This is a genomic window from Bacteroides sp. OF03-11BH, from assembly GCF_003604005.1.
Classification (GTDB): Bacteria; Bacteroidota; Bacteroidia; order Bacteroidales; family Bacteroidaceae; genus Bacteroides; species Bacteroides ovatus.
This window is the reverse complement of sequence record NZ_QTMW01000001.1, coordinates 230,620-243,507: the sequence shown is the minus strand read 5'-3', so window position 1 is coordinate 243,507 and position 12,888 is coordinate 230,620. Positions and strand designations below refer to the sequence as shown.

The following is a 12,888-nucleotide window of genomic DNA, read 5'->3' as shown; positions in this document are numbered from 1 at the left end:
ATCAACTTTTTTACTTCTCACTTAGATGATATCAAATAGTCAACAACAGAGTCCCAATTCGGATACTGTTCCGAACCAAATAAGATTAATTCACCACTAAAATTTTCAGCACCATTTTTGAGACGATCATCTATCAAAAAGTCTCCGTTGTTCAAATTTTTATGATGACTAAGAATTAATCGTTTATAACCATCTGTACCTAACCATTTTCTCACCCATATTAGTTTATCTGACCAGGCAGAAGGATTATTCCAAGGTGCCGTGGAAAGAATATATACATCATAAAAACGCGCTAAATGATGGTAGGCATTAATTGCTCCTTCATACGGACTCATTCTTGCAAAAATATCAGGTACCTCATCATATCGCCCTTCATACTCTCTCTTTTCGTATTCACTCAACTTGTTAATACCTGATTGAAAGTCAACCAGAACATTATCCATATCAATATAAAGTATAGGTTTGGAAATCGGTAATGCTGATATCATATAATTTCTATAATTTACTCACAGTCCAAGACAAACAATTCAATGCACCTCCCCATTTCTTTACAATCGGAGCCATATTAATTGGGTAAATTCGCCCCTCATAGGAAGGATATAATTCTTTTATCTGTTCTAAAGCCTCTCCATCTGTAGGTAATCCAAGTCCGGGAACAATGATTATATCACGTGTCTGAAGCATATTTATGTATGCCCAACTATTCTCATAATACTTACTAAGTTTTAAATCCACAACTACAAAAACGTCATTCAATCTACATCTCATCTCCCGTTCTATCTTTTGAGGATATACTTTCAAGTTGACCAAAATCTTACCATCGCCAATATTGTGAACAATCCCATCTGTATGACCACAGATATCGTATCTATCCCATGGTAGAAATATAATATCTGCTCCATGAAAGTTTGCCTTTAATATTGCCAGTACTTCTCCCTGATCGATCTGCGAATTTTCTTGGAACACCTTTTCTGTCATGATAATAATTGGTTTCCGCTCTCTTATACATGATCCCATCCACTTAGAATTTCCCTCACACACAACAACATTCCCTCCATCAACTATAAGTGGCGATTGAATAATATCCATCTTGCTACTCATAGCTTTAAGTACGGGAACAATATTAGTTTTATACTGTGGTTTATCCGTCAAATAATCAGGTTCATAGCGGAACTGAATATAAGTATTAGCTCCCCACTGTATTGGCATATAATCTCGGCACCAATAATCTTTAGTGTGCATCAAAGTCCCATGTGCTATATGATGGTGAGAAAGAATATTAGATAATTCTTCATAAACTTTAGGGTAGTGACGTACAAAAAGGTTCGAAAAATAAACGGTATCTTTATATTGCTCTGTTATCATACTTCAATTTTTATAATGCAAAGATAAGCGCATCATTGGAGAACATATTTACTCAAAAATGCAAAAACATTAATTGTAACACCAACGATAAAACAATTAATGCAAAATAAAAGATTGATTTACTGTACGATATGTATATAAACAATTATGACACCATACCATTGGTATGATGTCATAATCTCAATAGAATCATGTCAGGAGGCCAAAGTCATAATGACATGATGAAATAACACTAACCTAATTTATTTATCTTTTTTCCAAAGTTTGCTCATATCTTCCAGTGTCTTACCCTTCGTTTCGGGTACCCAACGCCAAACGAAGATGGCAGCAGCCACGCAGATAATGCCATATAAACTATATGCAAACATCGGGCTGAAGTCGTACAGTGCCGGAAAAGTAGAAGATACAATGTAATTGAATATCCATTGGAATGCTACGGCGATTGCTACCGCTTTACCACGGATGGTATTCGGGAATATTTCCGAGATCAACACCCAGCAAATCGGCCCCCAAGACATCATAAAGAATGCTGCATACACAATCACTGAAAGTACCGGGAGAACACCCTTTATTGCCATGCTATCACACATTGCTACCGCAAATGCACCTACAGCCATACCAATAGAACCGATTATCAATAGTGGTTTACGTCCGAAGCGGTCTACAGTGAAGATTGCAACCAATGTAAAGACAATGTTTACAATACCCATAATAACTGTCTGCATCATACCACCTCCTTCTGCACCTGCATTTTCGAAAATACGAGGAGCATAATAAAGTACCGCATTAATACCGATAGCCTGTTGGAATACAGAAAGCAAAATACCGATCACAATTACTGCCACTCCATAAGTAAAGATTTTCTCTGTCTTTTCATGAGCAGTAGCTTTAATATCATTAAGAATTTCCTGTGCTTTTGTCTTACCATTGATCTTTTCAAGGATCGAATAAGCCTTTTCATCTTGCTGTATCAATACAAGATAACGAGGAGTCTTGGGAACAAAGAACAATAACAGACCGAAGAAAGCGGCAGGGAAAGCTTCCGAACCGAACATGTAACGCCATCCTTCATAAACAGTCCACATATCAGATTCAGCACTAACAGACAGTACACCGGCTGCATCTTTCAAAATAATAGGATTTTGATGGTCGCCCATAATCAGGAAATTCACGAAGTATACTACCAACATACCGAAGATGATAGCAAACTGGTTACACGATACAAGCGTTCCACGAATATTAGAAGGAGCAATTTCAGCAATATACATCGGACAGACTGCAGAAGCCAGTCCAACACCGATACCGCCCAAAACACGATACAAATTAAAAGCAATCAGCAAATCCATGTTCGGCTTTCCGTATTCGAAAAACAAGACTTCCGGATAATAGGAACCTAATGCTGAAAGGAAAAAGAGTACGGCAGCAAGCCTTAGAGAATTACGACGTCCCAAACGGGAAGCAAATATACCGGACAAAGCACCACCCAGTACACAGCCAATTAATGCACTGGAAGATGTGATTCCATGCATTACTTTATTGTATTGAAAATCAGAGGCCGAAAGAAAAAAAGCCTCCAAGCCTTTCTCTGCACCGGAAATAACCGCTGTATCGTATCCGAAAAGCAATCCTCCCAAAATGGCGACAGAGGTTATCGAATATAGGTAGAGTTTACTACCCTCGTTCGTTGTATTAATCATGGTTATAAGTAGATAAAGTAGTGTTGTAGTAGTTGGATTTATATCACCACAGATTTCACAGATTGACACAGATAAAATTCAAAATAAGAGAGAAGAAAATTAATCTGTGACGATCTGGGTAATCTGTGGTGGGGTTAATTAGCAATACATATTCAGAATTGCTTCATAAAGTTCTTGTTTACCGCTAGTCTGCTTCGGTTCACCGTTTGCTTTAGCATAAGCAACTACATCTTCCAAAGTCAACTTGCCATCTTCAAACTCCTTACCTTTACCGCCATCAAATGAAGCGTAACGGTCAGCCAACATTTTCTTATAGGGAGATTCGTTCAACAGAGCGGCTGCACTTTCCAATGCACGAGCCATAGCGTCCATACCTGCGATGTGAGCGATGAAGATATCTTCCAGGTCAGTAGAGTTACGACGAGTTTTAGCGTCGAAGTTTGTTCCACCGTTACCCAAGCCGCCGTTGCGGATTATTTGCATCATAGCTTGTGTCAATTCGTAGTTGTCAATCGGGAATTGGTCTGTATCCCAACCATTCTGATAATCACCACGGTTAGCGTCGATAGAACCCAACATGCCGTTGTCTACTGCTACTGCCAATTCGTGTTCGAAAGTGTGACCAGCCAAAGTTGCGTGGTTTACTTCAATGTTCACTTTGAAATCTTTATCCAAGCCATGAGCTTTCAGGAATCCGATTACTGTTTCTGTATCTACATCATACTGATGTTTTGTCGGTTCCATCGGTTTCGGTTCAATCAGGAAAGTACCTTTGAAACCACGGGCACGAGCATAATCACGAGCGATGGTCAGCATTTTTGCCAGGTGTTCTTTTTCACGTTTCTGATCTGTATTCAGAAGAGACATATAGCCTTCACGGCCACCCCAGAATACATAGTTCTGACCACCCAGTTCAATAGTTGCATCGATTGCATTCTTGATCTGAACAGCAGCACGAGCTACTACGTCAAAATCAGGGTTAGTAGCAGCACCGTTCATATAACGTGCATGGCCAAATACGTTGGCAGTACCCCACAACAGTTTGATGCCAGTTTCAGCTTGTTTCTGTTTTGCATAAGCTACGATTGCTTTCAAGTTAGCTTCGTATTCTTCGATGCTTGCACCTTCAGAAACCAAGTCTACATCGTGGAAACAGTAGTATTCGATACCCATTTTCTGCATGAATTCGAAACCTGCATCCATTTTATCTTTTGCAGCTTGTATAGCGTCAGCATTACTATTCCAAGGGAATTGTTTTGTTCCGCCACCGAATTGGTCGCCACCTTCAGCACACAAAGTATGCCACCATGCCATAGCGAATCTCAACCAATCTTTCATCTTCTTGCCGTTGATAACCTTTTCAGCATCGTAGTAACGAAATGCCATCGGATTCTTACTATCTTTACCTTCGAACTTAATCTTTTCAATTCCCGGGAAAAATTCTTTTGTTGCCATAATTCTTTTATTTTTAAAATGGTTATTATTTAAATTGTTAATTATTTATCTGAAGAAAGAACCGGAGCCGGTATGTTACCGGTCATCGACTTTTCAAGACGGTATTTCCATTTTGCATACGCGTCAGCATATTCTTGGCGTTTTGCCACATTAGGCTCAATCACATCCAGTTTGTCAAGCGTAGCAAATGCTTCATTGTTATCCTTGTAGATACCTGCACCGATGCCCGCACCTTTCGCAGCACCTACGGAACCATCCGTATCGTAAAGCTCGATAGTAGCTCCTGTGACTCCCGCCAAAGTATCGCGGAAGATAGAACTTAAGAACATATTAGCGTGTCCGGCATGGATCATCTTCACAGGAATTCCCATTTGCTCCATGATATCAATGCCATATTTAAAAGAGAATACAATACCTTCTTGAGCGGCACGGATAATGTGGTGTTTGCCATGTGCATTGAAGTCCAGTCCACGGATGCTGCAACCGATTTCTTTATTATTCAACATACGTTCGGCACCATTACCAAAGGGCAGAATACTGATTCCTGCACTGCCGATAGGAGCTTTGGAAGCCAATACATTCATTTCATTATAAGATATTCCTTCGGGAGCAATGTTGCGTTTTACCCATGAATTGAGAATACCCGTTCCGTTGATGCAAAGCAATACTCCCAAACGTGTCTGGTCTATGGTATGATTGACATGCGCAAAGGTATTGACGCGTGACTGCGGATCATAGTTCACTTCACCGTTCACACCATAAACCACTCCTGATGTTCCTGCCGTAGAAGCAATCTCTCCCGGATTAAACACGTTCAAAGAAAGGGCATTGTTAGGCTGGTCGCCTGCACGATAAGTAATCGGTGTCCCTTCTTTCAGTCCAAGCTCTTTGGCAGCTATTGCATTTACACGTCCTTGTTCAGCGAAGGTCGGCTTAATATCTGCAATCAAAGAAGAATCAAACCCGTAATAATCCATTAAGAAATCAGCCACCCGATTGTTCTTGAAATCCCAGAACATACCTTCCGAAAGTCCGGAAACAGTTGTGCAGATTTCTCCACTCAACTTCATGGCAATATAATCGCCCGGCAGCATTATCTTATCAATCTGCTCATAGATGGTAGGTTCGTTTTCTTTAATCCACGCCAACTTGGAAGCGGTAAAGTTTCCCGGTGAGTTCAACAAATGAGAAAGACATCTCTCCTCCCCGATTGTCTCAAACGCTTTCTGACCGTATGGCACCGCACGGGAGTCACACCAGATGATAGCAGGACGCAATACATGCTGATTCTTATCAACACAAACCAATCCGTGCATCTGATAAGAGATACCGATGGCTTTAATTTCAGCGGCACTCACTCCGGATTCAGTCATAATAGCCTGCGTGGACAACTTTAAGTTTTCCCACCAACTTTCAGGATCTTGTTCCGCCCATCCGGGATTCACTGCAATAATATTCGCTTCTGTTTTCGGAAAAAATGCCGAGGATACACATTTACCAGTCTCCGCATTTACCAAACTCGCTTTTACAGACGAGCTACCTATGTCATAACCTAATAGAAACATAATTTTATTTACGATTAAACGATTTACTATTTACGATTTAACGCTCAATGCCCGACTATTAATACTTTAACATTCAACGCCTAATACTTAATACTTGATACTTACTTGAACAGGGGCTATCTTCTTACCTTATTATATATCTTCTTATCAAATTTATAATAACGGGCAGCACGGTGAGCCACTCCTTGTTGTTTTTCTTCCAAAGGAACTACATATTCCATCATTGCTATTTTTTTATGGAAGTTACGCACGTCCACGGCTTTGTCGTATACTAATTCAAAAAGAGTCCTTAATTGTGCGGCTGTAAATTTACGCGGAAGCAGTTCGAACAACATGGAAGGATTAAATTCTACGAACTGACGAATATAAGTCATTGCCTCCTTTATAATCAGATTATGGTCGAAAGCCAGTGTTTTCACGTCTTTCAAAGCGACCCAGCAAGCCTGGTGATCGTCCAGATTCTTATCCAACGTACGGTCTATCTTCACCATCGACAAATATGCAATGGTAACAATACGCTCCACTTTTGACTGCATAGCTCTTTCCAACCAACGTACATCTTTCGGATTACTCGTTCTGTTTTTAGAACCAAATGCTTTAAACTGCATCAGATTCACATTTTTAAGTCCTGTCAGTTCATACAAAACTCGTTGTGCAGCTTCATCCAAGGCTTCATCCATATAGATAAGACTTCCGGGAAGTTTCATATCATGATATACTTCTCCATTATCCTCACCTGCACGTTTTACAAGCAACACTTTCAGTTGTTCTCCGTCAAAACCAATCACTACACAGTCTACTGATATATGATTGTTTGCTAAAGGTGTATTTTTCTGTAAATTTTGCATATACATTTCTTTAAGACGATGCAAATATAGAGGCTACAAACCATCAAAACAAAATAAGAAACATGCTATAAAACATTGTTTTTCATATAAATACATATCATACATTCTACAATATGAATAGTTAGTGTTATCTTACGAATTACAATATGTATTTTAGTATTTCCGCGAGTGAGTAATTGTATAAAGTACAAAAACTAGATGGACGCTTTATTATCAGTACTTTTCATATCATTTCCAGCAGATAGCGGTAAAGGTACTTATTGTATTTTAAACGATATGCCATTTTGTACCTTATCGTTTTTTATTCTATCTTTGTCGGGTAAATATTAAAAAAACTAAAATGGAACGTCATCCAGTCATTTTATCCATTGCCGGCTCCGATTGTTCGGGAGGCGCAGGTATTCAAGCAGACATAAAAACAATCTCCGCTTTAGGTGGCTATGCGGCATCGGCTATTACTGCCATCACCATACAAAACACACTGGGAGTACGTGCCGTACAATCTATCGCCCCTGACATTGTTCGTGGACAAATAGAAGCAGTGATGGACGACCTGCAACCGGTTGCCATCAAAATAGGAATGGTAAATGATATTCAAATTGTTCGTGTGATTTCCGACTGTTTACAAAAATATTCACCTGCATACGTCGTCTACGATCCGGTAATGGTGTCTACCAGCGGAAAGAAACTCATGACAGATGAAGCTATAGAAGAAATAAAAAAAGAACTTTTGCCGCTTGTGACATTAATCACCCCCAACATCGACGAAGCGAAGGTGCTTACAGGTAAAAGTATTCACAACATTCAAGACATGCAGGCAGCCGCCAAAATGCTGACGGACGATTATCACACTAGCATCTTGTTAAAAGGCGGACATCTGGAGGGAGACAATATGTGCGACCTTTTGCACACGTCCGAATCTATCTATCATATATATGAGGAGAAAAAGATAGAAAGCCATAACCTGCATGGAACCGGGTGTACCCTCTCCTCTGCCATTGCTACTTATCTGGCCAAAGGATACCCCATGCGAGAATCCATCCAGCACGCTAAAACGTATATCACTCAAGCTATTATCGCAGGAAAAGAATTGAATGTCGGACACGGCAACGGCCCTTTATGGCATTTTCCGGACTCCGTTGCACAAATGTGTACATTTTGTGCGGTTGTATCATAAAAATACGTAACTTTGCACCCGCAATTAAAAATCAATTAAATAATAAAAATATGAAAGCATTTGTATTTCCCGGTCAAGGCGCTCAATTTGTAGGAATGGGTAAAGACCTGTATGAAAACTCAGCTTTAGCAAAAGAATTGTTTGAAAAAGCAAATGATATCCTCGGATATCGCATTACAGATATCATGTTCGACGGCACAGACGAAGATCTTCGTCAGACAAAGGTTACTCAACCTGCCGTTTTCCTTCACTCTGTTATTTCTGCTCTTTGCATGGGCGATGACTTCAAACCGGAAATGACTGCCGGCCACTCACTCGGCGAATTCTCTGCATTGGTAGCTGCCGGTGCATTGAGTTTTGAAGATGGTTTGAAACTTGTTTATGCACGTGCAATGGCTATGCAGAAAGCTTGTGAAGCTACTCCTTCTACTATGGCTGCCATTATAGCATTGCCTGATGAGAAAGTAGAAGAAATCTGCGCAGCAGTAAATGCAGAAGGTGAAGTTTGCGTACCGGCTAACTACAACTGCCCGGGACAAATCGTTATCTCCGGTTCTGTACCAGGTATCGAAAAAGCTTGCGAACTGATGAAAGCGGCCGGAGCTAAACGTGCCCTTCCACTGAAAGTAGGTGGTGCTTTCCATTCCCCATTGATGGACCCTGCCAAAGTTGAATTGGAAACTGCTATCAAGGCTACGGAAATTCATACTCCTAAATGTCCGGTATATCAGAATGTAGACGCACTTCCTCACACTGATCCTGCAGAAATCAAAAAGAACCTGGTTGCCCAGCTGACTGCTTCCGTACGCTGGACACAGTCTGTTAAGAATATGGTTGCCGACGGTGCTACTGATTTTACAGAATGTGGCCCGGGTGCAGTACTTCAAGGACTGATTAAGAAAATTGACGGTACTGTCAACGCTCACGGTATTGCATAAGCATCCGTAAGAAAGACTTTATCTTTAAATATATGAAGCGTGTTGGTAACTATTGCCAACACGCTTTTTTATATTAAGCCTATTCATAGCATACGGATTAACATGTTGTATAACACCCCATTACTTTTCTTTTCCGGCAAACTTTCCGTATCTTGCTATTGTTTTTATTACAGGAATCATTTACTCAAATTTATGAGCCATGAAAATACATGAATATCAAGCGAAAGAGATTTTCTCCAAGTACGGAATACCTGTCGAGAGGCACACTTTATGCCGTACAGCCGCAGGTGTCATAGCCGCTTACCGGAGGATGGGAACAGACAGGGTGGTTATAAAAGCACAGGTATTAACCGGAGGCCGGGGAAAAGCCGGAGGAGTGAAACTGGTAAACAATACGGAAGATGCTTATCAGGAAGCTAAAAATATTCTCGGAATGAGTATTAAAGGACTTCCGGTCAATCAAGTACTGGTTAGTGAGGCGGTAGATATTGCTGCCGAATATTATGTCAGTTACACCATCGACCGGAATACACGTTCTGTCGTTCTGATGATGAGTGCATCCGGCGGTATGGATATCGAAGAGGTAGCCCGTCAAACACCGGAGAAAATCATCCGATATTCAATCAATCCATTTATTGGTCTTCCCGACTATCTGGCAAGGCGTTTTGCTTTCTCTCTTTTTCCCCAAATGGAGCAGGCGGGTAAAATGGCGGCCATCCTTCAGGAACTTTATAAGATCTTCATGGAAAATGATGCGTCATTAGTGGAAGTAAATCCGCTGGCACTTACCAAGAAAGGTACGTTGATGGCTATTGATGCAAAGATCGTTTTTGATGACAATGCGCTCTATCGCCATCCGGAGATACATGCTTTATTTGATCCGACGGAGGAAGAAAGAATAGAAGCAGACGCTAAAGATAAAGGATTCAGTTATGTCCACATGGATGGCAACATCGGTTGTATGGTAAATGGTGCCGGACTCGCTATGGCTACTATGGACATGATTAAACTTTATGGAGGTCAGCCAGCCAATTTTCTCGATATTGGTGGTAGTTCCAATCCTGTCAAGGTAATTGAAGCCATGAAACTTTTATTGCAGGATGAAAAAGTGAAAGTGGTCCTGATTAATATTTTTGGAGGAATCACCCGCTGTGATGATGTAGCAATGGGGCTTCTTCAGGCATTCGAGCAGATAAACAGTAATATACCTGTTATCGTACGGCTTACAGGCACTAATGAGCATATCGGACGGGAACTGTTACGGAATTACAGCCGTTTCCAAATAGCCACAACGATGAAAGAAGCTGCTCTTATGGCTCTGAAAGCATAATAAGTACCCAAATCATTAATAAATAAAGCAATTATGAGCATATTAATAGATAAATCCACCCGCCTGATTGTACAGGGAATCACCGGGAGAGACGGGCTTTTCCACGCCAAGAAGATGAAAGAATACGGAACCCATGTTGTTGGAGGAACTTCTCCGGGCAAAGGAGGAACAGATGTAGACGGCATCCCCGTATTCAATACTATGTATGACGCGGTTGAACAAACGAAAGCCAATACTTCTATCATTTTTGTTCCGGCACGTTTTGCGGCAGATGCCATTATGGAGGCAGCAGATGCGGGCATCCGGTTAATTGTCTGTATTGCGGAAGGAATCCCCACGCTGGATGTAATTAAGGCGCACCAGTTTGTCGAACAAAAAGGTGCTATGCTGATCGGCCCCAACTGTCCGGGACTGATCTCTCCGGGAAAAAGCATGGTAGGCATTTTACCGGGACAGGTCTTTTTAGAAGGGAATGTCGGAGTTATCAGTCGTAGCGGAACACTTACTTACGAGATTGTGTATCACTTAACAGCTAATGGTATGGGACAATCCACCGCTATCGGCATCGGGGGCGATCCTGTTGTAGGTCTTCATTTCCGTCAACTGCTGGAGATGTTCCAAAATGATCCGGAAACAGAAGCGATCGTCCTGATTGGAGAGATTGGAGGAAACGCAGAAGAACAAGCGGCTGAATATATCCGCAATAATGTAACCAAACCTGTAGTGGCATTTATTGCAGGACAATCAGCTCCTCCGGGGAAGCAGATGGGACATGCAGGAGCTATCATTTCGGGAAGTTCCGGTTCGGCAAAAGAGAAGATTGAATCTTTAGAAGCTGCCGGTATCCGGGTAGCACAAGAACCTTCGGATATACCGAAATTATTGAAAAGATAAACTCCCAAAGAGAAAGAAAAGACAAAAGTAGTCATATCATAACAGATGCAGATTCACTCCCTCAAATAAGTAATTACATACTTATCGTTTAGAGTAAATCTGCATTTATTTTACATACCTTTCTTTATACCTAATTTTATAAGAAGAGCATTCATAGGATATGCACAGAAGAAACCGAAAAGCATAGCCAACTGCATCATAAACCAGAATATCCATGTGTCTTTGGGTAATGGTTCATTGATGAACAATACAAAATAGACAATCGCCATCCAGCCATACATTCCTACCTGCCAGGATAAAAGAGAAAAGAAATCCGCTTTGAAAGCACGAGCCAAGGCATTACCTACCGATATTTTTTCCATCTCCCGAATAGCATAGAATTGGAAATAAACACCAATCATCAAAGCCAGAATAAAGTCAAGTACCCAATTACCAAAGAGCTGACTTCCTGCCACAGTTACAGGAACATAGTTTGTGAACCACTCTCCTATGATATCTGCCAATGTACATCCTGCACCACAATGAAGCGCCGACAAAGCTACCGATTGCCAATAAGGACGTTGCATTCCTTGCATCGACATTTCTCCCTGCATGGCCATATCCATCTCCATATTATCTTTCATACCGGACATATCCATTCCCTTCATATCAGACATATCTTTCATGCCAGACATATCCATTTTCATCCCATCATCCTCAGCTTTCATCGGACTACTCCGTCCAAACTTATTATACGCCCATAAAGCTAAATAACTTCCCCATAATGCAGATAATATCCAGACTGCATTCATTATCTTCATTGATTGCGGACGATGTGTCAGGTCTATGGCAATATGTACTGCAATTCCGATACCTGAACATACTAAGAAAACGGCTATTAAATTGAGCATGGCTGTATGTTTTTTAAAGATTCAGATTACAAAACATCCTTTATTTGTGAATAGTTCACCCCATTACTTTAATTTTATCCCGTCGAACTATTCCCTACACGAGTTGTTATCATTTTATAATCAAAACAATAGAATTATGAGCAGACGTAGACAATTAGAGCATGAAGTATCTGTTGCTCAAGAAAGAATAAAGAAAGCTGCAAAAGATACACCGAAGGATATCCTGAAATTATGGGAACAAGAGCTGGTAGACCTGGAATTGGAACTCAATAATATGGTGGATGATGAAGAAGATAACAATGAGGATTAACAGAAGAAAGGCGCGCTAGTTACCTAGTGCGCCTTTCTCTATTACTGTATATGTATTCAGTATTAATTCTTTGGCAATGCTTCTTTTACTACCATTGAACGACCTACATATTCTGCACCGTTCAATTGTTCGATAGCTTTAGCAGCTTCTGCATCATCCGGCATTTCGATAAACGCAAAACCTTTTGATCTTCTAGTTTCACGATCTGTGATTAACTTTACTGAAGCAACTGTTCCATACTCTTCCATTACATGTCTCAAATCTGATTCCTTAACATTATAGCTAAGATTTCCAATGTACAAATTCATAAAATACAAATATAAAAAATTAATAATTCAATAAGAAAGTTTTAGGAAGATCTTAATTAGAGATGGATATGCTCAAATAAATGAGAAGATTCATGTAAAAAAATCAAATCG

The 12,888-nt window shown here is 40.5% G+C and carries 13 protein-coding genes; 5 read left to right on the top strand and 8 right to left on the bottom strand.

Annotation, left to right across the window (positions count from 1 at the left end; translation table 11 throughout):
* Positions 1-17 precede the first annotated feature (17 nt).
* The 6 genes from DXA54_RS01075 to DXA54_RS01050 form a co-directional block, all read right to left on the bottom strand.
* A complete protein-coding gene (locus tag DXA54_RS01075; protein WP_117512934.1) occupies positions 18-488 on the bottom strand; it encodes a 5' nucleotidase, NT5C type in 471 nt (156 codons plus the stop codon).
* Between the two features lie 7 nt (positions 489-495).
* The gene (locus tag DXA54_RS01070) at positions 496-1,365 is read right to left on the bottom strand and encodes an agmatine deiminase family protein (protein ID WP_120078832.1); all 870 of its coding nucleotides are present in this window, start codon (positions 1,363-1,365) and stop codon (positions 496-498) included.
* A gap of 242 nt (positions 1,366-1,607) precedes the next feature.
* Entirely contained in the window at positions 1,608-3,062 is a 1,455-nt protein-coding gene (xylE, locus tag DXA54_RS01065) for a D-xylose transporter XylE (protein WP_099147314.1), read from the bottom strand.
* A gap of 138 nt (positions 3,063-3,200) precedes the next feature.
* On the bottom strand, positions 3,201-4,517 hold the full coding sequence (gene xylA / locus DXA54_RS01060) for a xylose isomerase (RefSeq protein ID WP_004295876.1): 1,317 nt from the start codon (positions 4,515-4,517) through the stop codon (positions 3,201-3,203).
* A gap of 41 nt (positions 4,518-4,558) precedes the next feature.
* Positions 4,559-6,082: a xylulokinase gene (locus DXA54_RS01055; RefSeq protein WP_120078831.1), complete on the bottom strand. Its 1,524-nt coding sequence runs from the start codon at positions 6,080-6,082 to the stop codon at positions 4,559-4,561.
* A gap of 116 nt (positions 6,083-6,198) precedes the next feature.
* Positions 6,199-6,930, bottom strand: coding sequence for an NUDIX hydrolase (locus tag DXA54_RS01050; protein WP_004295874.1), 732 nt, complete (start codon positions 6,928-6,930; stop codon positions 6,199-6,201).
* A gap of 340 nt (positions 6,931-7,270) precedes the next feature.
* Here DXA54_RS01050 and thiD point away from each other — a divergent pair, with 340 nt between their 5' ends.
* The 4 genes from thiD (at position 7,271) to sucD (ending at position 11,269) form a co-directional block, all read left to right on the top strand.
* Positions 7,271-8,107 (top strand): bifunctional hydroxymethylpyrimidine kinase/phosphomethylpyrimidine kinase, encoded by an 837-nt coding sequence (gene thiD / locus DXA54_RS01045; protein WP_004295872.1) that lies wholly within the window; start codon positions 7,271-7,273, stop codon positions 8,105-8,107.
* Positions 8,108-8,157: 50 nt separating this feature from the next.
* Positions 8,158-9,045: an ACP S-malonyltransferase gene (gene fabD, locus DXA54_RS01040; RefSeq protein WP_120078830.1), complete on the top strand. Its 888-nt coding sequence runs from the start codon at positions 8,158-8,160 to the stop codon at positions 9,043-9,045.
* Positions 9,046-9,244: 199 nt separating this feature from the next.
* The gene (gene sucC / locus DXA54_RS01030; RefSeq protein WP_120078829.1) at positions 9,245-10,375 is read left to right on the top strand and encodes an ADP-forming succinate--CoA ligase subunit beta; all 1,131 of its coding nucleotides are present in this window, start codon (positions 9,245-9,247) and stop codon (positions 10,373-10,375) included.
* A 33-nt stretch (positions 10,376-10,408) separates the two neighbouring features.
* Positions 10,409-11,269, top strand: coding sequence for a succinate--CoA ligase subunit alpha (sucD, locus tag DXA54_RS01025; protein ID WP_004303312.1), 861 nt, complete (start codon positions 10,409-10,411; stop codon positions 11,267-11,269).
* A gap of 110 nt (positions 11,270-11,379) precedes the next feature.
* Here sucD and DXA54_RS01020 read toward each other — a convergent pair whose 3' ends face one another.
* Positions 11,380-12,159, bottom strand: a complete 780-nt coding sequence (locus tag DXA54_RS01020) for a DUF4396 domain-containing protein (protein WP_004303313.1) — start codon at positions 12,157-12,159, stop codon at positions 11,380-11,382.
* 136 nt (positions 12,160-12,295) lie between these two features.
* Between DXA54_RS01020 and DXA54_RS28120 the strand changes: the two genes are divergently transcribed.
* Positions 12,296-12,469, top strand: a complete 174-nt coding sequence (locus DXA54_RS28120; protein ID WP_004303314.1) for a hypothetical protein — start codon at positions 12,296-12,298, stop codon at positions 12,467-12,469.
* 62 nt (positions 12,470-12,531) lie between these two features.
* Here the strand turns inward: DXA54_RS28120 and DXA54_RS01015 are convergent, their stop codons facing one another.
* Entirely contained in the window at positions 12,532-12,777 is a 246-nt protein-coding gene (locus DXA54_RS01015) for an RNA recognition motif domain-containing protein (protein ID WP_004295865.1), read from the bottom strand.
* Positions 12,778-12,888 lie beyond the last annotated feature (111 nt).